18 protein-coding genes and 2 pseudogenes are annotated in these 25,430 nt (G+C 61.2%); 13 read left to right on the top strand and 7 right to left on the bottom strand.

Going from position 1 to position 25,430, the window contains the following annotated elements; all coding sequences use genetic code 11:
• Positions 1-37 precede the first annotated feature (37 nt).
• From D0550_RS26015 to D0550_RS25990, 6 genes and pseudogenes are all read left to right on the top strand, one after another.
• The gene (locus D0550_RS26015; protein WP_116812113.1) at positions 38-2,788 is read left to right on the top strand and encodes a winged helix-turn-helix domain-containing protein; all 2,751 of its coding nucleotides are present in this window, start codon (positions 38-40) and stop codon (positions 2,786-2,788) included.
• Positions 2,789-2,924: 136 nt separating this feature from the next.
• Positions 2,925-3,152, top strand: coding sequence for an AbrB/MazE/SpoVT family DNA-binding domain-containing protein (locus tag D0550_RS26010; RefSeq protein ID WP_116812112.1), 228 nt, complete (start codon positions 2,925-2,927; stop codon positions 3,150-3,152).
• Positions 3,149-3,519 (top strand): annotated as a pseudogene (locus tag D0550_RS36970) (type II toxin-antitoxin system death-on-curing family toxin). The gene D0550_RS26010 and the pseudogene D0550_RS36970 overlap by 4 nt, the downstream one beginning before the upstream one ends.
• A gap of 607 nt (positions 3,520-4,126) precedes the next feature.
• The gene (locus tag D0550_RS26000; RefSeq protein WP_153067349.1) at positions 4,127-4,573 is read left to right on the top strand and encodes a hypothetical protein; all 447 of its coding nucleotides are present in this window, start codon (positions 4,127-4,129) and stop codon (positions 4,571-4,573) included.
• Between the two features lie 234 nt (positions 4,574-4,807).
• Positions 4,808-6,337 (top strand): N-acyl-D-amino-acid deacylase family protein, encoded by a 1,530-nt coding sequence (locus tag D0550_RS25995; protein ID WP_161966054.1) that lies wholly within the window; start codon positions 4,808-4,810, stop codon positions 6,335-6,337.
• 134 nt (positions 6,338-6,471) lie between these two features.
• Positions 6,472-7,110 (top strand): FMN-binding negative transcriptional regulator, encoded by a 639-nt coding sequence (locus D0550_RS25990; protein ID WP_153067348.1) that lies wholly within the window; start codon positions 6,472-6,474, stop codon positions 7,108-7,110.
• A gap of 115 nt (positions 7,111-7,225) precedes the next feature.
• Here the strand turns inward: D0550_RS25990 and D0550_RS25985 are convergent, their stop codons facing one another.
• From D0550_RS25985 to D0550_RS36960, 4 genes and pseudogenes are all read right to left on the bottom strand, one after another.
• On the bottom strand, positions 7,226-8,653 hold the full coding sequence (locus D0550_RS25985) for an aldehyde dehydrogenase family protein (RefSeq protein ID WP_116812125.1): 1,428 nt from the start codon (positions 8,651-8,653) through the stop codon (positions 7,226-7,228).
• 108 nt (positions 8,654-8,761) lie between these two features.
• On the bottom strand, positions 8,762-11,410 hold the full coding sequence (locus D0550_RS25980; RefSeq protein ID WP_206606544.1) for a TonB-dependent receptor: 2,649 nt from the start codon (positions 11,408-11,410) through the stop codon (positions 8,762-8,764).
• A gap of 213 nt (positions 11,411-11,623) precedes the next feature.
• Complete coding sequence (locus D0550_RS36965) at positions 11,624-13,822, bottom strand: glycoside hydrolase family 2 protein (RefSeq protein WP_349770746.1); 2,199 nt, start codon at positions 13,820-13,822, stop codon at positions 11,624-11,626.
• Positions 13,823-13,978: 156 nt separating this feature from the next.
• A pseudogene (locus D0550_RS36960) lies at positions 13,979-15,084 on the bottom strand (glycoside hydrolase family 53 protein); the annotation flags it as partial.
• Positions 15,085-15,204: 120 nt separating this feature from the next.
• On the opposite strand from D0550_RS36960, the gene D0550_RS25970 reads away from it, so the two are divergent.
• The 3 genes from D0550_RS25970 to D0550_RS25960 are packed head-to-tail and all read left to right on the top strand — an operon-like array spanning position 15,205 to position 17,642.
• Positions 15,205-16,146 (top strand): 2-dehydro-3-deoxygalactonokinase, encoded by a 942-nt coding sequence (locus tag D0550_RS25970; protein ID WP_116812107.1) that lies wholly within the window; start codon positions 15,205-15,207, stop codon positions 16,144-16,146.
• A 4-nt stretch (positions 16,147-16,150) separates the two neighbouring features.
• Positions 16,151-16,780: a 2-dehydro-3-deoxy-6-phosphogalactonate aldolase gene (locus tag D0550_RS25965; RefSeq protein WP_116812106.1), complete on the top strand. Its 630-nt coding sequence runs from the start codon at positions 16,151-16,153 to the stop codon at positions 16,778-16,780.
• Positions 16,781-16,823: 43 nt separating this feature from the next.
• Positions 16,824-17,642, top strand: coding sequence for a FadR/GntR family transcriptional regulator (locus tag D0550_RS25960; protein WP_116812105.1), 819 nt, complete (start codon positions 16,824-16,826; stop codon positions 17,640-17,642).
• Here D0550_RS25960 and D0550_RS36520 read toward each other — a convergent pair.
• Together D0550_RS36520 and D0550_RS36515 are read right to left on the bottom strand one after the other, a co-directional pair.
• Complete coding sequence (locus D0550_RS36520) at positions 17,618-18,565, bottom strand: DNA polymerase domain-containing protein (protein ID WP_349770745.1); 948 nt, start codon at positions 18,563-18,565, stop codon at positions 17,618-17,620. The genes D0550_RS25960 and D0550_RS36520 overlap by 25 nt on opposite strands.
• A 49-nt stretch (positions 18,566-18,614) precedes the next feature.
• Entirely contained in the window at positions 18,615-19,988 is a 1,374-nt protein-coding gene (locus D0550_RS36515) for a 3'-5' exonuclease (RefSeq protein WP_153067347.1), read from the bottom strand.
• A 123-nt stretch (positions 19,989-20,111) separates the two neighbouring features.
• Here D0550_RS36515 and D0550_RS25945 point away from each other — a divergent pair, with 123 nt between their 5' ends.
• The 4 genes from D0550_RS25945 (at position 20,112) to D0550_RS25930 (ending at position 24,203) form a co-directional block, all read left to right on the top strand.
• Complete coding sequence (locus D0550_RS25945) at positions 20,112-21,038, top strand: bifunctional helix-turn-helix transcriptional regulator/GNAT family N-acetyltransferase (RefSeq protein ID WP_116812102.1); 927 nt, start codon at positions 20,112-20,114, stop codon at positions 21,036-21,038.
• A 70-nt stretch (positions 21,039-21,108) separates the two neighbouring features.
• Positions 21,109-21,480, top strand: a complete 372-nt coding sequence (locus tag D0550_RS25940; RefSeq protein ID WP_116812123.1) for a DUF3175 domain-containing protein — start codon at positions 21,109-21,111, stop codon at positions 21,478-21,480.
• 63 nt (positions 21,481-21,543) lie between these two features.
• The gene (gene glgX, locus D0550_RS25935; protein ID WP_116812101.1) at positions 21,544-23,742 is read left to right on the top strand and encodes a glycogen debranching protein GlgX; all 2,199 of its coding nucleotides are present in this window, start codon (positions 21,544-21,546) and stop codon (positions 23,740-23,742) included.
• Positions 23,743-23,849: 107 nt separating this feature from the next.
• Positions 23,850-24,203 (top strand): RidA family protein, encoded by a 354-nt coding sequence (locus D0550_RS25930; RefSeq protein ID WP_116812100.1) that lies wholly within the window; start codon positions 23,850-23,852, stop codon positions 24,201-24,203.
• Positions 24,204-24,222: 19 nt separating this feature from the next.
• Here D0550_RS25930 and D0550_RS25925 read toward each other — a convergent pair whose 3' ends face one another.
• Complete coding sequence (locus D0550_RS25925; protein ID WP_206606543.1) at positions 24,223-25,311, bottom strand: serine hydrolase domain-containing protein; 1,089 nt, start codon at positions 25,309-25,311, stop codon at positions 24,223-24,225.
• Between the last annotated feature and the right edge of the window lie 119 nt (positions 25,312-25,430).

Here is a 25,430-nt window from a genome sequence, read left to right as displayed (position 1 = left end):
TGGCCCATAGTTAGAAACGGAACATTCGGGGGAGCGCGTGGCACACCAGCTCACCAGACGCGGCAAGGATCGGGCCGACGGCATGGCGCATCGTTCAGCGTCACACTCCATCAGCGACATCGGCCCGCACTATGTCATTCACGGCAAGCTCAAGCCGCCACAGTGCGCGATGACTTGCATCGAGCGCGGCGCTTTGTTGGCCCGAATCGATGCCGCCGCGAGACAAAAGCTCACACTGCTCGCGGCACCGATTGGATCGGGCAAGACCACACTGCTGGCGCAATGGCATCAGCATTCATGTGCGTCACAGGCCGTCGCCTGGTTGTCGCTCGATGAGCAGGACAACGAGCCAGTGCGGTTCTTTTCTTATCTGATTGCCGCCGTCAGGTCCGTCTGCCCCGCGTTCGATGCATATCTTCCGCACCAGCGGCCGGAGGCAGATTCACTCGACGCGGCGATCGCGGTCTTCATTGCGAGCCTGAGTCGGCTCACCCAGCCAACCTCCATCGTTGTAGATGATCTACAACTGCTGAGCACGCCAGTGCTCGTGCGTGCCGTCGATGCATTGCTGTTGCAGTCACCGGCCGGGATTCGGTGGATTCTGTCCGGCCGCGGGGTGCCGGCGCTTCACATGAGTCAGCTACGGCTAAATGATCAGCTCGTGACGCTCGGCGCGGAAGATCTGAACTTCGACACGGACGCCATCGTGCAGCTCGGCGAGCAGTTGTGTCATCGGTCGCTCACGAATGACGAAGCACAGAGCATCCGACGGAGCACTGAAGGCTGGGTCGCTGGCGTAAAACTCGCCTTGCTTGCCGCCGCGGACTCCCGTGATGGCATTGGCGATTTCAACGGCTCTCACTACGAGGTGGCTCGTTATCTGGGGACCTCGCTTCTGCAAGACCAAGCACCGCCGTTACGCGAGTTCTTGATCGCAAGCAGCGTCGTGGACCGGATGACTGCCGAGCTTTGCAATGCATTGCTCGATATCACTCACAGCCAGTCCTTGCTCGAGCAGCTGGAACGCTCGCAGCTGTTCATTCAAGCGCTCGACAGTCACGGGCACTGGTATAGATTTCACACGCTGTTTCTGGATTTTCTCCGCAGTCACTTGCGGCATGACACCGCCCGACTATCGCAGCTGAACGAGCGCGCGAGTCGTTGGTACGCGGAACACCAACTCTACGACGAAGCACTTCATCATGCGTTTTCGGCCGGCAACGAGGAATGGCGCCCGGAACTCTTGGAACGCTGCACGACGACGTGGCTGCGCGCTGGCGAAACCATCACGGTGATTCATTGGATCAGCAAGGTCCCCCACAACGTCATCCTCAACCACGCGGGCCTCTGCAGGTCGTATATCGCAAGCCTGATCCTCTCGCGACGCTTCAACGAGGCCGCAGCAACGTTACGAGAGGTCGAGGCGAACGTCAGCATCGAACGCGCGCTTGGATCGGCACACCTTCGACTGTTGCATGCCATGCTGACCGTGCTCGCCGACAGCAGCGGCCAGATTGGCATCTCGTCTCCGGAAGCGCTACGAGATCGCGGTGCCGATAGCTTTCTCATTGGCACGTTGCTGACGCTGCAGGCGTACACAATGCTGCGCCTGAATCAGTTCGACAAAGCGTGGCGCCTGGCCATGCGTGCACGTGATACGTTCGACTCGATCAGCTTGTACAGCCTGGGCTATGCGGAAGTTGTCGCGTCGCTCGCCGATCGCGCCCAAGGCGATATGAAAGCCGCCGCCGATCGGTGCGAGCGCATGTTTGCGATGGTTCGAGGCGGGCATCGCACACCTGCATGGGTGAACGCGGCCAACGCCCTCGCCTACATGCGATATGAAGAGAATCGACTCGACGAGGCGGAGGCCCTGTGCACCGAAGTCCTGCCGCTACTGTGCGTTCAATCCACCGTCGAGAACGTTGTGACTGCGTATGTGACGCTGTCGCGGATCAAGGCGATCCATGGTCGACATGGTGAAGCATTTCAGCTGCTCGACTATCTGCACAGCATGCTGGAAAGCGGCTCGCATGCACGATTTCTTGCCCAGGTGAGTGCGGAGAAGATTCGCCTGTTGTTGTCACAGGAGAATATGCAACGCGCACGGGCGGTGGCGCTGGAGTTCGGATTGCAGCGTCGCGCGCGGTCGGGCGAGTGGCGCCGGTCACGGTCGTACGATGAAGCTTGGGAACGCTTCGGCTCTGGCTACGCAGCCCTGCTAATGAAGCAGCGCCAGTACGACGACGCTCGAGCGATTCTGCTCGTATTGCGCGACAGTGCGCATGAGGCCGGGTATGTCTATCGCGAAGCTCCGCTCGAAGCGGCGCTCGCGTGCTGCTATTGGCATTCCGGCGATATCGAATCCGCCTTCGATTGCTTGAACCGCGGCTTCGCCTTGACCCGCGGCCACGGCTTCACTCGCGGCGTCTACGACGAGACGCCCTCGATGATTCAAGTCATCTCCGCCGCCGTCTCAAGCGGCCACCTGCGCATTCCGCTGCCGACGCACTATCTGTGCAAGTTCGACAACGTCTTCTCGCAAGCGGCGCCAGTGGCACCCCCGTCCCCTCGCAAGCCCGCCCTCCCCTTGGAGCCTTTGACCGAACGCGAAATCGACATACTCCGCCTGCTCGCGTTAGGACTGAGCAATCATGAAATCAGCGCCCGCTCGCAGATCGCCTTGTCGACGGCGAAGTGGCATTTGAAGAATGTGTTCGCGAAGCTGGACGTGAGTACCCGAACCGGCGCCCTCGCTCGGGCGCGGGAGATGAGGTTGATTGAATAGGCAAGAATCGAAACCAACAACACTTCAATATTAATCAGTAAGTTACCTATGTATTTTCACCCCACCTTTGAATACGCAACGTGTTAATACTATTGTTTTAACGCCATGCCGTGAGTAGGGCTTGAAGAGGTGATCTATGGTTGCGCTCAAAATCCGAAAGGTCGGCAGTTCGCTCGGGGTTGTGCTTCCGAAGGAAGTCATTAGTCGACTCCGCACCGGTGAGGGCGAGGATGTATTTCTCCTCGAAGGACCCAACAACACTTACCGCATTACACCGTTCGATCCCACCTTCGAGAAAAAAATGAAGAAGGCTGAGGAGATCATGGCCCGCTACCGGAATACACTGCATGTCCTCGCCAAATGAGCGAGCCGATCTGGATTGAGGATGAGTTGGCATTGGCGATCCATGATCGGCTGCTCGTCGAACATGGTGGCGCCGAAGGTGTGCGCGACGAATCCCTGCTGCAGTCCGCTCTCGGCAGGCCGCGAAACCACATGGCATACGCGACTGCGGACATCGTCGAACTTGCTGCCAAGTACACGGGCGGCATTGTGGCGACAAGCGCACCGGCTTTGTGATCGGCGTGCTGTTTCTCGAGCTCAACGGTTATCGGTTCACTGCCAGCGAGGAAGCTGCGACACAGGCCGTCATTGAGTGGGCTGCGGGTACGATGGACGAAAAGAACTTCTCAGACTTTCTGCGGGCAAATTTAGAGAGAAATAAGGAGTAGGCGGCGCATCACGGATGCGGTGCCACTTAGAGCTCCGCAAGCATATGCGTTCTGGCGCGCGGGAGATGAGGTTGATTGAGTAGCCCGCAGTCACCTCGACACGAACATGCCAGTAACGCAGGCAACGGCCCAAAGCAGTAACACCCCCCCCCGCACCGACCACTAGTACATTGCCCCGAGTGCGCTTGGACTTGTCTTTCAATAGCGCATCCGCTGCATACGGCACGGTCAGCACACACACAACGGAGGACACAATCCATATCCAGGCGACTGCTATCGTTTGCGGTGAGGGAATCCCGCCCCCAGCGCCCTCTCGCTCCACAAGAGGCGACCACAGATACAGCTGCCCGGCCACCGCGAGCCCGACCGCAACGGCCATTACCACGATCGCCCTCTTCAATGCAGTGCCGGGCACAGACGCCTCCTGACCCCTTGCCTTTTACCTGTTACGAATTGACAAATCCAGATCACTTCCAGTGATCTTCCAGTCCGGCCGTTACTGAGGTCGCCCCTCTTTCGTGTAACTGAGAACCTGAGTGCGGGAATCGAACCCGCCCCCCGCGAGCACTACGCTACAATCGCTCGTGCCATCAACATGGATCTGCAGATGAGCGACTCGGCCCGATCGTTGTTGAAACTGGAAATCCTCATTTGCTTCGCCCCATGCATGTTGATGCTGGCGGTCGCTACGATCATATTGCCCGCAGAACTGATGCGACCGAGCCAGGAAAGTCCGGCACCGCTGATCCTGGTCGTGTCGTGCGGGTTGTTCGGGCTCTGGTCGTTGCTTCGCGTAATTTCAGCGCTCTTCGACGGCAATGAAATGATTGAAAACCCCCGTGCCGTGCTGACCGGTGTCGTATTTGGGGCCGCGCCTCTGCTCTATCAGGCCATCCTCGCACTCTCCTCCACGGGTGAAACCCGCTGGGGAATATTCACTACCACCGTCGGGCTGCCGTTGTTGGCGACTGCGCATATTCTTTATCTAAGTCGTCACCTGTTCATCGCCGGCTTTGAACCACCAGCAGGAGGTGGTCGCAGGCGTTCGCAATGACCACGACATTGTCCCCTCTCGGCTACAGGCATGGAGCAGCGCGATACAAAGAGATAGGTAGGAACAGGAATCGGCCACTCGTTGCCATAGTCAGCATTCATCCGTTTTAATCGAACCAGCTCGGGCCCGCCAGGGCGACCAATAGCGCCCGGCGCCGAGGAAATCAGCCGAATCGCGACGCCAGCTGACTGGATCTGGCGCATAATGCCTGGCGCTCCCGGCTGGAGGCATCCCATGAAACAGTTGCTCGCGCTCCTGCTCGCCACCACTCCGCTCCTGGCCTTCGCAGCTGCAGCTCCGACACTCGACAGTGCCGTCATCTCCGACGTCATCATCATCGACGGCACCGGCGCGCCGGCTCGCAAGGGGTCGGTACGTATCGCGGACGGACGGATCGTTGCGGTCGGCGATGTGATTCCCGGCAACAGCGAGGTCGTGATCGAAGGCGGCGGGAAGGTGCTGGCACCCGGCTTCATTGACACGCACAGTCATCACGACGCCGACATTCCGAAATCGGCGGACATGCTGGCGGTTACCAGCCAAGGCGTCACGACCATCATCGTCGGCCAGGACGGCGTATCCCAGTCGCCACTGCGGGCCCTCTTCGCCAGGCTCGAAAAAGACCCGATCGCAGTCAACCTCGGCTCGTACTCCGGTCACAACACCTTACGCGAGCAAGGCATGAACGCTGCCCGCCGTCCAGCGACCGAGGAAGAAATAGCGCGCATGAGCCAGCTGCTCGAGGACGACATGGCGGCCGGTGCATTTGGCCTCTCCACAGGCTTGCTTTATGAGACCGGCAACTTCTCCTCCACGGAGGAAGTCATCGCGTTGGCAAAAGTGTCGGCTCGCTTCGGTGGACGCTATATCAGCCACATTCGCAATGAAGGCTTCGAACTCATGCCCGCGTTGCAAGAGGCAATCGACATAGGCAGAGCCAGCGGCGTGCCCGTGCAGGTCTCGCATATCAAGATCAGCGTGAAAAAGCTCTGGGGCACCTCGGACAAAGTGCTGGAGCTGTTGAATCATGCGCGCGCTTCCGGCGTGGACATCACCGCCGACATCTATCCGTACACATTCTGGCAGTCGACGATGCGCGCCATGTTCCCGAACAAGGTGTACGACGATCGCGAAGGCCTTGCCCTCATGCTCAAGGAATCGACGCCGCCGGAGGGGCTGTACTTCTCGCGGTTCCAGCCCGACCCCAGCATCGTCGGCAAGTCGCTCGCACAGCTTGCGAAGGAGCGCAACGCCCCGCCGGTGGATGTGTATCTCGGCTTGATGAAGCAGGCCATCGCGTACCAGAAAGCGCATCCCAACGAGGAACGGGTCGAATCGGTCATCGGCACCAGCATGAACGAAGACGACGTCATTCACCTGATGACTTGGGAGCACACGAACATTTGTTCGGATGGCGTCTCCATCAGCCATCCTCGCGGCCACGGCACGTTCCCGCGAGTACTTGGCCGCTATGTGCGCGAAAAGAAAGTGATGTCGCTGGAGGAAGGCGTTTACAAGATGACTGGTCTGGCCGCGAAGCATCTCGGCATCACCGCTCGCGGCACCATTGCCGAGGGCAACCGCGCCGATCTGGTGTTGTTCGATCCCGCGACCATCATGGATCGCGCGACGCTGGAGAATCCGACGGCGTTGTCGGCGGGCATCGAGAAAGTCTGGGTCAACGGCACGCTCGTGTATCAGGATCGACGCACGACTGGCGCACATCCCGGTCTGGTCATCCGCGCTCCAACGAAAACCGAGTAGCCGGCTCGCGTAAAGACGTGACGCCTGGACTTGGGTGGTGCAGCGGGATCACTACTCGCACCCTCGTTCGCAACCAGCCCACCTGCCGGCCTGGATAGACTGCCCGACATCCATCCTTGACCGAATCGGGCGCCATGAGCACTCCAGCAACCGCCAGAACAATGTATGCGCCGAGCGCCTATGCCGCGGCGGATCCTGTTGCTATCGTCAAAAAGTATCCGTTCGCTCATTTGATCACCGCCACGGGCGAGGAAACCTACGCCACGCCGACGCCGATCTTCTTCGAGACCGACGACACCGTCACGACGCTGGTCGGCCACATGACCCGAATCAATCCTCAAGCGCAGACATTGCGAAACGGGCAGCAAGTGCTGGCGATCTTTCCCGGCCCGCATACCTACATCTCCGCGAGCTGGTACAAGACACTGCTGACGGTTCCAACCTGGGACTATGTTTCCGCGCAGATCCGCGGCCGGCTACAAGTCATCGACGACGATGAAGGGCAGCTCAATGTGCTACGGCGCGTCGCTGAGGTGCTGGAGCGTGACAGTGAGAATCCATGGACCTTGGAGCAAGCGCCGCCGGGCAAAGTGCAGCAGTCGGTGCCTCGGATCCGTTCGTTCCGGATCACCATCGAACGCATCGAAGGCGTGACCAAGCTGAATCAAACCCATCCGCCTGCAGATCGGCTGCTGGTCATTCAGCAACTGCTGGCGCGTCCGGATTCGGACAGTCATGAGATTGCGCGCCTGATGGCGCACTTGCCGGTATAGAGCGCAGCTGTTCCTGCGCTCCATGAGTAGGCCGTCGAAATACGTTTTCAGCGGCGTGCCGATGTCTTGCCGTGCTCGTTGCTCTTGCGTGATCGGTACTCGTCGTGACCGATTGTCAGGTGAAATAGCCCATCAGGGCCTTGGTCTCGAGGAATTCCTTGAAGCCCTCTCGGCCCCACTCGCGCCCATTGCCTGATTGCTTGTAGCCGCCGAACGGAGCAAACATGTCGCGGGCCGCGCCGTTCACGTGAATCATGCCGGTGCGAATCTTCGAGGCCACGCGTCGTGCGCTCTCTATATTTGCCGAGTGCACGTGACCGGACAGGCCGTAAACCGAGTCGTTCGCGATTCGGATCGCGTCTGCTTCATCGCGGTACGGAATGAGCACCATTACTGGACCGAACACTTCCTCGCGCGCGATCGTCATCTCATTGGTGACGCCCGCGAAGATGGTCGGCTTGACGAAGTAACCTCGCTCGATACCGTCGGGGCGTCCGACGCCTCCGATCACTGGCTTGGCGCCCTCCTCGATGCCTTTGGCGATCAACGCCTGCACGCGCTCGAAGTGAAGTTTGTTGGCTACCGGCCCCGTGGTCACACCGGGCGCCTTCGGGTCACCGACGACCAACTGCTCCGCGGTCTTCTTCGCAACCTCGACCGCTTCGTCGTGACGATCCGCGGGCACGAGCATGCGTGACGGCGCATTGCAGGATTGGCCGCTGTTGGTCATCATCCAGTTCACGCCGTGCGCGACAGACACGGCGATGTCTGCATCTTCCAGGATGATGTTGGCGGACTTGCCGCCCAACTCTTGCGACACGCGCTTGACCGTATCCGCTGCGGCCTTCGCCACGAGCACACCGGCCCGCGTGGATCCAGTGAACGACACCATGTCGATGTCGGGATGCCGAGAAATTGCCTCGCCAACACCCGGACCGTCGCCGTCGACGAGATTGAACACGCCCTTCGGCACGCCCGCCTCGGCAAGTATTTCAGCGAAGATGTGCGCAGTGACGGGCGCCACCTCGCTGGGCTTCAACACGACGGCGCAACCAACCGCGAGCGCCGGCGCGACTTTGCAGCTGATCTGATTCAGCGGCCAATTCCAGGGCGTGATCAAACCGCACACACCGATGGGCTCACGCGCAATCAATGTCGTGCCCAAGCGCTCTTCGAATTCGAAGTCCTTGAGGATGGTCAACGCAGTGGACAAGTGCCGGAAGCCGCTGCCCGCCTGTGCTTGCAAGGCGAGCGTCATCGGCGCGCCCATCTCATCGGAGACAGCCTGCGCCAGGCGCTCGATGTTTGCCTCGTAAACTTTGACGATGCGCTCGAACAGCGCGATGCGCTCTTCACGCGAGGTTTGCGAGTACGTCGCGAAGGCCGTGCGTGCCGCTTTCACGGCCGCGTCGACATCCTCGGCGCTGCCCAACAGGATTTGCCCAACCGGCTGCTCGGTCGCCGGATTGATTACCAGCGCTTCCTTGCGCCCCGCCGGCGTCAGCCACTCGCCATCGATGAAGAAACGTCTGCAGTCGTACATGACACTCTCGAACCAGATCGACAGGGCCAAGTACAGCACACCGACATCAGCGACCCTGCTGACATCGGTGTGCTCAGCGTTGCGGCTGGAACACCGCCGGCGCGCAGGTCAGAACTTCATGGTGATGTCCAGCAGGTAGCGGCGGCCGTATTCGTCATAGCGGCCGATGCGGTTCACCTGATTGTCCCGATGCATGCGCAACGGCTCGTCGGTGAGGTTGTTCACCTGGAAGCGCAGTAGCACACCTGAGGTGAGTTGGTACGACGTGCTCAGATCCAGCACCGACTCGTCCTCCAGCGTCTGCAGGTCCGCCCCATTCCAGCCATAAATCACGGTAAACGGGCTGTGATACTTGTAGCCAAGCCGCGCCTCGATGGGCCCCGAGCTATACCAGAGATCGAACACCGCCGTGTGCCGTGCGAAACCAGTGCCCGTCAGCGGATTGGTGATCGGCACGAACTCCTGCACATCCGAATCCACATAGGCGTAGTTTGAATAGACGCCAAAGTTCTCCAGCGCGCTCCAGAAGAAGAACGGCGTCTGGAACGTAACCTCCGCGCCCGCGATCGAGCCGCCCTTGCCATTGACCGGTGTGGCGACGGCATAGGTGATGCCGTCGAACGTCTGCGGATCCTGTCGCCAGCCGATGTACGAGGACACGTCCTTGTAATAGGCCGCAACACCGAAGAGTGCCTCGTCCCGGAAATACCACTCGTAGGAGGCATCGAACTGCGTCGCTTTGAACGGCTCCAGATTGGGATTACCGGCGTTGCCGGTATACGGCAACCAGTTGGTCAGTGTACGGCTGGCGCGCAATTCATCGAGCGGTGGCCGCGCGACGACCTTGGACACCCCGAAGCGCAGCAGCGTCGTGTCGGTGAGATTGAAGTTCACATTGGCGCTCGGCAGCACCTCGCTGTAGTCATGCTCGACCCTGACTGGCGCAAGCGCGCTCGCGCCCGTGGCTTGCTGGAATCCGTCGCTGGTTGTCTGCACATCCAGCAGACGCACGCCGATGTTTCCTGTCATGCGCTGCGCGATGGCATTGCTCGCGAAGTTGAGTTTGAAGTATCCCTCGGTAACCTCCTCCTTCACCTTCCAGCGCTGCGAGAAATTCTCCCTGGCATTGCTCGGATCCAGCGCCGAGCCATAAGCCAGACGTGCAATCTCGTCATAGTTGCCCAGCAACACCGGCGGCAGATTCACGGACGGCACGTTGTACACGCGGAACAGCGAAATCGGAATCTCGACGCCGCCCTCGCGGGCGGACGGATAGGTCTCCATGCGATCGTGCTTTTTCGTCCGGTTCGACAGGCGCGCACCGAACTGCAACGACGACAGGAAATCTCCATCGAGCGAACGGGCGAAGTCCAAGGCGCCCGCGGTCAACTCGTCGTTCAGATGCTCCGGACCATCGATGCTACCGCCGCGATAATCGGGCGCTAACTGCGTCAACGTGGTCGGGTCGACGCTGGTAGTGATGGTTGGCAAGCGTCCGCCGCGAGTGTCCCAGGTCATCCACTCCGGATACACCTCGGTGCGCACCGCCTTCCAGGTGTTTTCGCGCTCGGCCTGCGAATAAGAAATATCACCGGTAATGCTCCAGCGCTCGCCGGACCAGCGGCCATTCAATCCCGTGACCGACAGATCCTTCTTTTCATCGTAGTCCGACACCACCGTCGTCACCGAACTGTAGGGCAGCCTCGCCGCGACCACGGTGCCGTCGACGATGGTGTAGCTCGCGCCCGGGGCGTTGTAGTCAGCCCAATTGCCGTTGTCCCAATTGCCCCAATTGTTCTGGCCGTAGACGGTCTGGCCCTGATCCTCGTGAATGTCCACGTCCGAATACAGCGCATCGAAGCGCAACTCGAACCGCTCCGACGGCCGCCATTGCGTGCCCAGCGACACGCCGCGCCGATTCTGGTCGATGCCATTGACGGAAACTTGCGCCCCCCACGGAGTCGCATCGGGAGTGCCATCGCCATCGAGATCGCCGGTGAAATCGCTCGCACCTTGCGGCGGTCGCGCCCGGGAATCGTTGTATCCCCAACCGGTAAACGAGGAATAGCCGTTTTTCTGTTGTTGCGCGGTCAGGCCGATCACCAGCCCGAACGTTTCATTCGCTTTGAAAACATACGAGCCGCTGGCGCGATAGCCCCAGGGATCATAGCCGGGGATGTCCGCGCCGCCGTCGTAATAGACCGGCCCGCCACGAACCACGAACTCGGCGCCGTCGTAGTCGAGCGGCTGCAACGTTTGAATGTCGATGGTGGCCGCAACACCGCCGGCGATCAGATCGGCGGCCTGGGTCTTGTAGACCTTTACGCCGGACACGACTTCAGAGGGATAGATCTCCCAGCGAACATTGCGATCGGGCTCCGACGACGCGACTTCACGGCCGTTGATCGTGCCCAGGACCAGTCTCGCGCCCAGGCCTCGCACCACCGCCTGGCTGTCATTGCCGCGATCCCGAGTTGCATTGATGCCGGGCAGCCGGTTGATGGACTCAGCGATGGTGACATCGGGCAGCTGGCCGATGTCCTCGGATGAGATGGCATCGACGACCAGATCGGAATTCAACTTGACCGACAGCGCATCGCGAAGGCTCTGCCGGATGCCGGTGACTTGGACTTCTTCAATGATTCCGCTGGTCGCGGATTGTGGCTCGGCGGCATGCGCCGAAGTCCATAGCAGCATTGGCGCGGAATAGCCCAAGGCATAGCGCCACAGCCGGTTTGTCCGTGTTCGAGTATCCATGACTCCCCCTGCAAAGAGATGTTCTTTTACTCAGACAAAATCCGATTTGTATTATATATAGCACGGTCTTTGAGAACGCAAGCGGAGATGAGGGCAGCCGCGTCGCGCGGCAGGCAGGAAAGTGAGGGGAGTATGGGTCGCCCTTGCGGGCGACCCGGCTGGAGGACCAGACAGCGACGCAGCCATGCGACCGCCGAAATAGCGGCGGCTGAATCAAGGCCGCGTGAACACCTGTCGGCAGGCAGTTTCGGAGAAATCCGAGCTAACCGTTCTCACACCTACCGCCGCTGCAACGCTGCCCGGGCCGGCGCCAGGCTCAACCTTGAACAAAGCAGTGGCGATGCCCGCCTCTGTCGGCAACCTACCCGGCCCAATCACCGAGAATCTTCCCTGCCCGGTGAATTCAATTTCCTTGCCAGACAGCGGCACCGTTGTCCCATTGGCATCAAGCAACTTCGCCCGAACGAATATTTGATCGCTGCGCTCGGCATCCGTGCACACCCCGACCGTATCGAACTCGATCTGCATGCGCTCGACCGCTTCCGGCGTGGCAACTCGATGGTGAGCGATGGCCTGGCCATCGATGTAACCCACTGCTTCCAGCGCGCCGGCCTCGAACTTGCCGAGCTTGAACGTAAACGGCGGATGGCGAAGGTGCGTCGACATCCGGTCCCGATCCGGCCGCTGTCGCGCCACGACGCGTCCGTTCAGATACAGCTCGACCTCTTCGACGTTTCCATACACGCGAACATCGGTGGTCGACTCCGGCTGCCAGTAGTTGGCAATGAACACCTCCGGCCCCGACGAGTACAGCGGCGAGCGCTGTCCGGCGTCGCGCTGGCTGCGGAAGAAGGAATAACTGAACTTCGGCACCCGATCCAAGCTCATCGGTCCCGATGCTTCCAGATCATCGGCATAACCGCGGTTGTAGTCGAACATTGCCCAATACGCATCGGCGAACGCCGGCACAGTGAAGTTGTCGTTGTGCGCTTCCTGGTTGTTGCTCGCCTGCTGCAACAGGCGCGCCTCGCCCGCGCTGAGCAATTGCCGACTGGTCCTGGCATCAGGCTGCAAGTCCGCCCAAGTCTGCTGATTGAAGCCGGCGTTCAGTGCGTAATATTCCCAATCGCCGTATTCGGACACGAGATACGGCCGATCCGGCGGCGTGTAGTGCTCGATTCGATGCTGGCGCGCCTGGATATAAATGTCATAGCCGTCGTTCTGCCACCCCGCCGAAAACGCCTGATCCCCCGGATACTCCTCGTGGACGGCGCGATGAAACTTCTCGACCAGCGCTTTCGGCATCTGGCTCTCGTTGAGCGAACATTCCCAGAGCATCGCGCTGGCGTGATTGCGATCGCGGCGGACCAGATCGCGACACGTCTGCACCACCTGCTGCTCGAAACGCGGATCCGGGTTGTAGAACTGCCAACCGAGCACAGAGTTCAGCAGCACCAGCCCCAGCTCGTCGGCGGCGGCCATGAAGTACGGCGATTGCGGGTAGTGCGACAGTCGCACGAAATCAAACCCTGCCTCCTTGATGCGGCGGGCGTCGCGATACTCGGCCGCACGAGCAACGGCATAGCCGACGTATGGATGTTCCTGATGGCGATTCACGCCGCGCAGGAACATTTCCTCGCCGTTGATCTTGAGCTTGTTGCCCACGAACTCCAGACGGCGGATGCCAATGCGCGTGCGACGCTCATCGACAACTTTGCCGTCCGCCTCCACCGACGTGACGAGGTCATACAACGCAGGCGATTGCGGCGACCACAACTGGGGCTGCAGCACCGGCAGCTCGACATTCACATCCGTTGATTGCCCGCGCTTGGCACTCAGCTCCGACGAGCTCGCCGATGCCACTTGCTGCCCATCGCGCAACAGTGTTTGCACTATTCGAAACGTTGCTCCGGCACGGCCGGCATTGCGTACCTGAGTTTTGACCGCCACCGTGGCGCGCTCGCGACTGACTTCGGGATAGGTAACGAAGATGCCGCCGCCCGCGGGTTGATTCGCGAGCACCTCGTCGGTGATGTGCAGCGGCTCTTTGACGATCAGCGTTGCATCACGATACAGCCCGCCAAACATGTTGAAATCCAGCACGTGCATGGCTTTCGGGCCGGTGAGCGCGTTGTCGCGATTGTCGAGCCAGACCGTGATTTCGTTCGGCTCATCGAAGCGCAACCGCTCGCTCAAATCGACCACGAATGGCAGATAGCCGCCCAGGTGTGTGCGCACTTCGCGGCCGTTCACGCTCACCTTCGCGATGTTCATCGCGGCCTCGAATCGCACCCACACCTGCTTGCCCCGCCACGCGGGCTCGGCGTTGAAGCGCTTGCGATACAACGACAGCCCTTGCCACTGGTCATTGACGATGCGCGGCTCGATGCGGGCGGTGTGCGGCAGGGTCACGGACTCCCATGCCGCCGCGGGAACTTGACTAGCGGGAACCTCATCGCTGTCCCGCTCGAAGCGATGAAACTGCCAGCCCTCGTTGAAGTTACCCGACACCTCGGCCAGCGGCGGGCTCGACGCGCGCTGCTCCTGCTCTGGTTTGGCCGAGAACACGTACGGGAAGCCAAAGAAATCCGCGCCCGGCAGCAACTCGCCCTGATGATCGAACAGCGTTGCGTTGTCCCAGGCGGATCCGGTTGCCCAGCGCGTCTTGCACTTGCTCGATAGCCAGGCCGGCTCCCAATACACCAAGCCGACCCCGCCATTGGAGATCACTCGTTGAGTGAGATCGATGAGATAGTGACGTTGCCCGCGCGGCGTGGCCGGATAGCCCGCGATCAGCGTGCTGGTTTCCAATAAATTCGCGGACTGATCTGCATTCTCCAGCGTCCAGGGATACGCCGCTTCGACGACCAGGACATCCGCCCGATAGTTTTGTCGCAGTCTGCGAATGACCGCGTCGAGTCCGTCGAGATCTTGAGTCGACCAGCGCCGGTAGTAGCTGATGCCGATCAAATCGAAGTCCGTGACGCCCGCTGCTTTGGCGGCCGCGAACCACGGCTCGACGTTTTCTGGCTGCGCGATGTGCAACATCACGCGCGGCTTGATCGACGACTGCGCACCGGCGTCGCGGACCGCACGAATGCCCGCATTGAACAGCTTGGCGTTGCGCGACCAATCGATCGGCTCCTTGGCCCGTTCCAGCGTGCTCAGGATCTCGCCATTGGTTTCGTTGCCGACCTGAACCAACTCAGGCATCAAGCCGGCGCGGTCCAACTCGCGCAGCGTGCGTAGGGTGAAGTCATAAAGGGCCTGCGCCAACGCATCCTGATCGGTGATGTGCGCCCAGGCCTTGGGGATGATCTGCTTCTCGCCGTCGGCCCAGTCATCCGAGTAGTGAAAATCGAGCAGCACCTGCATGCCGGCGCGGCGCGCCCGACGAATGGTTTTCTTGACGTCGGCGAGATTCGAATAGCGCGTCCACCGGGCGTCGTTCCACAGACGGACACGTACCAGATTGGCCCCGCGTGACTTCAGCAATACGAACGGATCGGCCGGCTTGCCGGCGTCGCGGTAGACGACCCCGCAATCCTCCATCTCGTTGACATAGGACAGATCGGCACCCAGGTAGTAGCCATCGGGCGGGTCTGCCCAGGCGCTGCCGGTGACAACCGCGAGTAGCGCCGCCCAGCGGGCCAGCTTCGGCGCGATTTTCTGATTTCCTTGCATCGCTTCCCCCGAAAATCCGTGCTGTCGGGCCCGACCGCCGTCGCCAGTTCAGGTCGGGCTTGTACAGGGAGAATATTAATCATATAAAAGGCCCACATGGAATCCCACGCATGACCGACTCCCCTACCCATATCGCCGGCGACTGGGGCACGACCCATCTGCGGCTGCATTTATGCCGCGGCGCCACGGTGCTCGACAAGGCCGATGGCGCCGGTATCGGATCATTGACGACCAACGCCGAGGCGACCCTGTTCGCCGCGCTCGAGCCTTGGACGGGCCAGTACGGGCCGCTGCCCATCTGGCTGGCCGGAATGGTCGGCTCGCGCAATGGCTGGCGGGAAGTTCCGTACGCCTCTTGCCCTGCCGGCGTTGCGGAGTTGCGCGCCTCACTGTTGCGCTTTGACGCTCGCGGTCGTTCGATCGCCATTGCCGCTGGCGTTTCCTGCACCAACCCCCTGGGCGCCCCGGACGTCATGCGCGGCGAGGAAACACAGATCCTCGGCGCCATCGCCACTCATCCTTCGCTCGGGCGCGGTCGAAGCATCGTCGCCCTCCCCGGCACCCATACCAAATGGGCGCTGGTGGAGAACGGCAAGCTCAAATCGTTCCAAACCAGTTTGTCCGGCGAGCTGTACGCCCTGCTGCGAGATCGCAGCACGCTGTTGAAGGCGTCGACGGCTGAGGCAAATGAAGACGCCGAACGTCGCGGTTTCGAGGCTGGACTGCAACGCAGCCGAGAGTTGCGCAACGTTCCGCTCAGTCACTTGCTGTTCGAGGTGCGCGCGCGCCAGTTGATTCAAAGCATGACGCACGCGGAAGCCTCGACCTATCTATCCGGCCTCATCATCGGCCAGGATGTCCTGGGAGCCTTGCCCTTGTTCGATGGCACGATGCGAGCGAGTGCCGCCGTGCCGATCATTGGGGCACCCCGACTGGCCGAGCTCTACGGAGCCGCGCTCGCCGCCCATGGCATCGAAACGCTGCCGCTGGACGCCACCGAGCTGACCCTCGCCGGCCTCAACGCGCTCGCTCATCCAGATATCGCGGAGTAATTTCGTGCCCACGCCTGTCGCCGTTCCTCCTTTGATCGCCATTCTGCGTGGCATCCGTCCCGATGAAATATTGGATGTCGCCCAAGCCCTGGTCGACGCCGGCATCCGCGGCATCGAAGTGCCGCTGAATTCACCCGAGGCGTTGGTGAGCATCCGACGCTTGACCGAACGCTTTGGCAACGAATGTCTGTGCGGCGCCGGTACGGTGCTCAAGCCCGCGCAGGTCGACGCCGTTGCCGAAGCCGGCGGCAAGCTCATCGTGACGCCGAACGTCGAGCGAGGCGTGATCGCCCGCAGTGTTGAGCTGGGCTTGCAAGCCGTCCCGGGCTTTGCGACCGCGACCGAGGCGTTTGCCGCCATCGATGCCGGCGCGACTGCGCTGAAGATGTTCCCCGCCTCGACTTATGGCGTGCAGCACTTGAAGGCGCTCCGGGCCGTGTTGCCGGGGACCAAAGTATTTGCGGTCGGCGGCGTCGGGGCTCGCAACCTGGCGGAATGGGCGGAAGCAGGCATCGACGGCATCGGCTTCGGCGCCGACATCTATGCACCAGGCCGCACTGCCGCCGAAGTCGCGGCGCGCGCCACCGCCATCGTCAGCGCCTGGCAGCAGGCGAAGGGATCGGCCAACGCCTGATCGTGCTATGTTGCTCCCATAACTCGAAGGGCCAGACCCAGGCATGCGCAAACCCAGCGGACAAAACCTGACTTACGCCATCGTCGAAGAGCTGGGGCATGCGATCGTCACCCAGACTTACGGTGACACTGTGCCGTTTCCCATCGAGGCCGAGCTGTGCAAACAATTCGGCGCCAGCCGCACCGTGCTGCGGGAAGCGGTCAAGATGCTCACTGCCAAAGGGCTGCTCAGCGCCCGCCCGCGCCAGGGCACCTGGGTCGAGCCGGAAAGCAACTGGAATCTGCTCGATCCCGATGTGCTGCGCTGGCTGCTGGAGAGAAAGTTCTCGCTCGAGCTGCTCGCCGAGTTCACCGAGATTCGTTTTGCGATCGAACCCATGGCGGCGGCGCTCGCTGCCCGTAAAGCCACGCCCGAAGGCATCGCGCGCATCCGTCGCGCCGTCGAGCGGATGAAAACGGCGGCCCTGGGCGAGGACGATCCGCTCGAATCCGATATCGCCTTTCATGTCGCCGTGCTGCATGCCACGGGCAACCGGTTCTATGCGCAGTTCGAAGACATGATCAACGCGGCGCTGCGCATTTCGATCCGACTCACCAACTCAGTCAAAGGCGTGCCGCAGGCGGACGTGGACTTGCACCGGAAAGTGCTCGACGCCATCGAGGCGGGCAATGCCACCAAGGCGCGCACCATCATGGAAGGCATCATCACCGAAGTGCTGGATCTGATTAACACCGCCAAGCAGAAGAACAAGGCGGCGCCGGCTGCAAGGGTGGCCGCTCGCGCGACATCGACGCGACCAGCAGCCAACGCCCGCAACGGCTCGGCGCGACGCCGAACTCAGCGATCGCCCAGCAACGCGTAAAGATCCATCTGGCGGCTGTCGCCGATGACCTGCTCGAAATCCAAGCCGAGGGTCGCGAGCACGGGCTCCGCGACCGGCTTGATCTGCTTGATCACATAGTGCTCGCGATCCAGCGGATGCTGGATATTGTCGATGGGCTCCGGCCCCGCGGTCGTGATGACGTAGCTGATCAAGCGACCCAGTGGCTGCGTCGACTTGCGTGCGGCAACCACGTGCGGCGGTGTGGTTGCGGTGTACTCCTCGGTGTCCTTCCGAAGATTCTTTTTATAGACCAGCTGATCGTCCAGCTTGCCATCGCGCACTCGGCCGACGATGTCGGCGAGATACACGTCCACCGGCTGATCCGTGAACAAGCGGTGATACAACTCGCGCTGCACCTGTTTGGCAAGCGCGGTCCAGTCACGACGCACCACTTCCATACCGACGAACTGCACGCCGTCGATGTCGGCCGCATTGAGCAACCCGGCGTAACGTTTGCTGGCGCCCCGCGTGCTGCCTCTCGCCCTCGGCAGAAATAGCCGTAAATAGAGCTTCTCGAACTTCAGCTCCATCTTGCTCGTGACGCGCCATTCCTGCGCGATGTACTGGGCGATGTCGCGATTCAACCTGGCCGCAAGCTCCTTGCCTGTGGCACGCGCGCCGTCGGCATCCGGCATGCCGGAGCGAACGAACAAGCTGTCCGTATCGCCGTACAGCACGGTGTAGCCGACACTCTCGAACCATTGCTTGGACCACAACAGAATCTCGCGGCCCGTGCCGGTGATCGAGTTGGCAAGCGCCGGGTTATAGAAACGGCACGCCGGCGTACCCAATACGCCATAGCAGGAGTTCATCAGAATCTTGATGGCGTGCGAGGCCACTTCATCGCCGTTCCTCTTGGCCACGTCGCGCCGAGGAAACAACTCATCGAGCACGCGAGGCAGAATGGCGGGCTCTCTGCGAAAAAAAACGCGCCGCCCGGCGGTTTTCGAATCAGAATCGTCCGTGGGCTGCGGCCTTGGCTACGTACGACAGCGGATCGATGTTGAACGTGCGAATGATGCTGGGATACAGGCTCTTGAAGTCGAATACCCAGACATTGCGATGCAGACCGGTGAGCGGCTCGAGCACGTGACCGCCCTGCTGAGCTTCATACACCCGAGCGTCGCTGGAGCGCACCGTCGGCGCCACGATGCCGAGCTTCTCCAGCTCCGATAGGTACAAGAAATCGAACGAAGCAATGCTCGCTGCGACTCGATCCGGCGTCATCCCCGTGAGCTGACTGCGCGCCACGGAGAGCGGAATCAGATTCAGCTTCGCAACGATCTCGAACACCAGCCGCGCGTCGGTGCGCGCATACAGCGCAAACGCGGGCAGATCGTGACGATAGTTGTGAATGATCTCGGCCAGACGATCACGAACATCGCCCGAGACTGCCTTGCCCTCACCGAGAACCTCTCGCGCCACGGCGTCGAGCGAATAATCATCCATGCGCACGAACGCGCCACGCAGCAGGTCGATACCATCCATGACCAACCGGCCCGGAATGCTCGCCTGCCCGCTGCCAAAGTAGCCTTCGGCCTTGCGAATGCGAATCGCGCCTGAATCGCGGCCAAGATTGAAGGGATGCCGCAGCCGCTGCGCCATGCGCTGCAGCGCCGTCAAATCGAAGTCGACGATGTTCCAGCCGGTGATTACATCGGGATCGAGGCGCTGCACCCGCTCGCAGAATGCATTGAGCGCCGAGTATTCATCCAGACACCGAGTCGCCTTCTCCGGCATCGGACGATCGCTGCCATCGACAATCAGGACCTCGTCAATCTCGTTGGAGTACATCGAGATCGCGAGCAAACGCTCGCCTTTGCCATCGGTCTCGATATCGAACGATAGGATGCGCGGCTCGATCCTGACGTCGGCCGGCCGCAGCACCGGGTTATCGAACACCCAGGTGCCCCCTTGGCCCGGCGTCGCCTCGCCTTCGATCTCACAGCCACCCTTGATGCCGCGCTCGATCAGATAACGGACCGCAAACCGCACGTCCGCTTCGTAGGTGTCGATGCCCACATCGTGCAGCCGGTCGCGCAGACCCGGCACATCGGTCGGTGTGTCCATATCGAAGCGCGACACCGGCTCGCCGTCAAACGTGCGCTTCTCCAGGGAAACAGGTTGCTGCGACGTCTGCACGCTCGCGCGCTCGACATCCGCAGTTCGAATGTAGAAGTGCGGGCGCTGGCGATTGTCGCGGACCAGAAAGGTGCCGCCGTCTTCGAGACGACCGTACACGTGGATGACAGGAACGCGCGTTCCGGCCGGGCCGGAGACCACGCGATAACTGGCCTGGAGAATGAAACCTCGGAGCTTGATCACCCGTGAATTGTGCTCCAAACCGGCTGCCGCCGCGAGCCAGAAAACCTGCCAGCCGCTGACCAGAAGCGATACTTGACTTCGTCAAGTAATTGCGCGAACGTCTGCGCTCAGGGAGGAATCCGTATGAATGCAGCGTCCGACTCGATCATCGCCGACATCCGCCAGTTCAACCGCTTCTACACCCGCACCATTGGAGTGCTCGGCAACCATCTGGGCGGCGACTATTCCTTGACCGAGCTGCGGGTGCTCTACGAAATCGCCAATAACGAGAACGTGATGGCAGCGGATCTGGTGCGGGCACTGGGCATGGACTTCGGCTACGTCAGCCGCATCCTCGCGCAGTTCGAAAAGCGCGGCTGGCTCAAGCGCGAACGGTCCCAAGACGATGCCCGCAAATCGCACCTGCTGCTCACAGCCAAAGGCCGCAAAGCCTTCGCCGGTGTGAATCAGCAAGCGCGCGATGAAGTCGCAAAGCTTTTGGAGCCCCTGCCCTGGCATCAACAACTGCAACTGCAAGCTCATCTACGTCAAGTGCAATCCCTCCTCAGTCCGCAGCCCACGACGCCGGCCGTCCGACTGCGAACCCATCGCGCCGGCGACATGGGCTGGATCATTCAGCGGCACGGCGCGCTATATGCCAAGGAATATGCATTCAACAGCGAATTCGAAGCGCTGGTGGCCGAGATCTGCGCCAAGTTTCTGCGAGAACTCGATCCCGCCGCCGAGCGGTGCTGGATCGCCGAGCTTGGCGACGCGCCCGTCGGCACGATCATGCTGGTCCGTGGACCGGAAGGCATCGCGAAGCTGCGTCTGCTATTGGTCGAAGACAGCGCTCGAGGCCACGGCGTCGGCCGCATGCTCGTGCACGAGTGCGTCAGCTTTGCGCGCGAGGCTGGGTACAAAGGCATGACGCTCTGGACGCAAAGCAACCTGCTAGCGGCACGCAAACTGTACGTGGCGGAGGGCTTCCAACTGTCCAAAAGCGAGCCTCACCACAGCTTCGGTCAATCCCTGATCGGCGAGACCTGGACCCTGTCCTTCGAAGAGTGAGCGCAGAGCGTCGGGAACGTTGGCGCAGCTGGATCATTCCGTCAGCGTCCTCAACGCTCCCGGAGGCAGCATGGCCACTGCTCGCAAGAAACGCTGGTCGCAACGGGTCACGCAGACCAGTGATGCACTGACGCTGGAGGAAGGGGTCTTCACCGGCGGCAGCTCTCGCAGCATCGCCCTCTCCTTGAAGCGCTCGGCCGACCGCAGCCACAAGCGCAAGTCGTCGCCGTATCGCTCCGCCATGTCCATGCTGACCTTCTACGAGAACCGTGCCGGCAAAACATTGCCGCCCGCCCGCAAACGCAAGCTCGAAGGCGCCAAGGACGAGTTGCGCAAGCTGTACGGCAAGACGGCCAAGAAGAAGGTCGCCAAGAAAAAGACCACCCGGAAGTCGGTCAGCAAGTCACGCAAGAGCACCAAAGCACGCAAAGCTCGGGCCTAGGGAACGTTCCCATGCGCTGAGCGTTGCACCTGCGGTCATGTCCCTCCCCGATCGGGTGTCACCTTGAGCCGTAGCTTTTCGTCACAACTGCGTGAGGGCCTGCCGTATCCCAGAGGGGCTTTCTGGGATGGCCAGGGCACCAACTTCGCGCTGTTCTCCGCCAATGCCACCAAAGTCGAGCTGTGCCTGTTCGACGCGGACGGCCAGAAGGAGATCGAGCGCATCGAGCTGCCCGAATATACCGATGAGATCTGGCACGGCTATCTGGTCGATGTCGGCCCCGGCACGGTTTACGGGTACCGCGTTTATGGCCCGTACGAGCCCGAAGCGGGGCACCGTTTCAATCCCAACAAGCTGCTGATCGACCCGTACGCGCGCGAGTTCGTCGGCGAGCTGCGCTGGGATCATGCGTTGTTCGGCTACACCATCGGTGCCGAAGGCGACGATCTGACCTTCGATGAGCGCGACAGCGCGCCCTTCATGCCCAAGTGCGTAGTCGCAGACTCGACCTTCGATTGGAAACAATCGGTCAGTCCGCTCGTGCCTTGGGATCGAACCATCATTTATGAAACCCATGTGCGCGGCTACACCAAGCAACATCCCCAGGTACCGGAGGAACTGCGCGGCACCTTCGCAGGCCTCGCCGTTCCTGACGTAATCAAGTACATCAAGTCACTGGGCGTAACGACGGTGGAGCTGCTGCCGATCCACGCGTTCGTCAATGACAGCCTGCTGCTCGATAAAGGCTTGACCAATTATTGGGGTTACAACTCGATCGGATTCTTCGCGCCAGATCCGCGCTATCTCATCGACCCTCGACGCGGCGTGCAAGAGTTCAAAGAGATGGTGGCGCGCTTTCACGACGCCGGGCTCGAAGTCATTCTCGATGTCGTCTACAACCATACCGCCGAAGGCAACGAGCGCGGCGCGACGCTGTGTTTCAAAGGCGTGGACAACGCTTCGTACTATCGCTTGATGCCCGAGCAGAAACGCTACTACATCAACGATACCGGCACCGGCAACACGTTGAACCTGAGTCATCCGCGCGTCATCCAAATGGTCACCGACAGCCTGCGCTTCTGGGTGAACGAGATGCACGTGGACGGCTTCCGCTTCGATCTCGGCACCATTCTGGCGCGCGAGCCCAACGGCTTCGACAATCAAAGCGGCTTCCTGAAGGCCTGCTCGCAGGATCCGGTATTGAGCCGCGTCAAGTTGATCGCCGAGCCCTGGGATTGCGGTCCAGGCGGCTATCAGGTCGGCGAATTTCCGCCGGGCTGGGCGGAATGGAACGATCAATATCGCGATGCCGTGCGCGATTTCTGGCGAGGCGAAGCCTCCGCCGGCAAAGTGGCACCGCGCTTGTACGGCTCCGCCGACATCTTCAACAAGTTCGGCCGCCGTCCGTATGCCAGCATCAACTTCATCACCGCGCACGACGGCTTCACGCTCGCAGACCTGGTGAGCTACAACGAGCGGCACAACGAGGCGAATCTCGAGCACAACAAGGACGGCCACGAGCACAACCGCTCCTGGAACTGCGGCGCCGAAGGACCGACCGACGACGAAGGCATCAACGCGCTGCGTGGCCGACAGATGCGCAATCTCCTCGCGACCCTGCTGCTGTCCCAAGGCACCCCGATGTTGCTCGCCGGCGATGAATTCGGCCGCACTCAGCACGGCAACAACAACGCCTACTGTCAGGACAATGACATCAGCTGGGTGGACTGGTCGCTCGCCGAAAAAAACGAGACCCTGCTCCGCTTCGTGCAGCAAATGACGGCGCTGCGCACCAAGTTCGCGATTCTGCGTCGCAATCGCTTCCTGTCCGCAGAGGAAGATCCGCGTCTCGGCCTGAAAGAAATCACCTGGATCAATGCCAGCGGCAAGGAGATGGAGGTCGAGCAATGGACCGACGATGGCATGCTGTGCTTTGGCATGCTGCTCGACGGTCGCGCGCAGGCGACGGGCTTGCGTCAGCGCGCTCATGACACCGCGCTGTTGATCGTGCTCAACGCCTTTCACGATCTGGTTGAGTTCACGTTGCCCGGCGATTCGCCGGACGCGCGCTGGACGCTGTTGATCGACACCAACCTTCCGGATCTGCCCACCGGACGCAAGGCGGTGTTCACGACCGGCGAGGCGTACGGCGTGACCGGGCGATCGTTGCTAGTGTTCAGCCTCGAAGCCCCCAGCGAGAACGCGATCGATCGCGCCGTGAAGCCCGGCAAGAAGTCAGCGCAGCAGATTGCGCCGCCTTAGCACGGCTGTCTTGGGTCAGTGAGGCGAAATATTTCGGCCAATGGATTGCCGAGATGGACGCCTATGGGGAAACTACGCGGCCCTGTTGTCAATCCAGAGTAAGAGCGATGAGCGAGATCAAGCGTTACGGAGTGGGCCCGCGGATGAGCGACATGGTGGTCCACAACGGCACCATCTATCTGTCCGGCTACGTGGCAGAAAGTGCAGCCGGGCAATCGGTGGCAGCCCAGACCGCCGACATTCTGCAGCAGATCGATGAATCGCTGGCTTCGGTCGGCAGCGACAAGAGCCGCGTGCTTCAGGCGACGATCTGGCTGGCCGACATGAGCACGTTCGCCGAAATGAACTCGGTGTGGGACAAGTGGGTCAGCCCCGGCAACACGCCGGTGCGTGCATGCGTGGAAGCCAAGCTCGCACTGCCGAAATGGAGTGTGGAAATCCGCGTCATCGCGGCTCAGTAAATCGTCTCGACGGCAGCGCTCAATTCTGAGCGCTGCCGAACAGCACGCCGAGCATCCTGGCCCGCAACTCGCCCGTCCCGTTCTGAGTATTGCTGAGGATGACCAGGGTCATCTTGCGCTCGGGCAAATAAATCAGGCTGGACTCGAAACCGTCGATGCCGCCGTTGTGACCGATCAAGGGATGGCCTTGCTCCGGCTTCAGCCAGAGTCCCAACCCATAGCTCACATCCTCTTTCCCAGGCACGCGAATCGCAGTCGTCATCGCTTTGTACGAGGCGGCGCTCAGCACGCGACCACCATGCAGCGCCTCGGTCCATTTGATCAAGTCCGCAGCTGTCGAGCGCAGCGCGCCGGCCGCACCCGGCACACTCATGTGTGAATAAACTGCGTTGACGTATCTGCCCGGCTTGTTGCGATCACGCTCGTAACCGGTCGCACGATGAGAAACGACGTCCTCGTTCAGGTCGACCGCAGTCTGCGACAGTCCGAGCGGCTGAAACAAACGGTCGCGTGCGAAGTCACGGAACGTCTGACCGCTCGCCTTCTCAATGACCGCACCCAGCAAAAAGTAGCCGGAGTTGCTGTACGCAAAATCGGCGCCGGGCGCGAAGTCATACCCCAGACCGCCCAGATGTTTGACCATCTCTGGCATCGAGATACCCGCACGAACGATGGTCCGTTCCGTGGGACCGGGATAGCTGTGCACACCTGAGGTATGACTCAACAGCTGCCGGACGGTCACCTCGTCGCCGCGTGGATAGTCTGGAAAGAACGTCGAGAGCTTGTCATCTAGCGACAGCTTCTTCTGCTCGGCGAGCAGCAGGACGCAAGCGGCTGCGAATTGTTTGGTGATGGACCCGACGCGGAACACGGTGTCGGGCGTGGTCGCGGCCTGCCATTCCAGATTGGCGAAGCCATAGCTGTGCACGACCGGCGGCTTGCCCACCTCTCCCACAGCGACCACCAGGCCGGCGGTCTGGCCTTTGCCCACGGCCTCTTTCGCAAGCGTATCGAGCGCAGCTTGCTCGGCAGGTTTGAGCGCAGCCGCTTCGGCCTGGACAAAGGCGCCGAGCCACACAATCAAGAACAGCGTTAGCAGCCTGGCCACCGAGCTCATCACCATAAACGATGCCTATCTGCGCAAATTCATTCAGCAGATAGTACCCGACTCTGATTTTCGGCGCGCCGCAGTCGATCCCGCCCCTGGAGTATGAATCTTTCGTGACG

It is taken from the genome of Steroidobacter cummioxidans, from assembly GCF_003104955.1.
The sequence above is the reverse complement of the archived record's forward strand: the minus strand, read 5'-3'. Positions and strand labels throughout refer to the sequence as shown.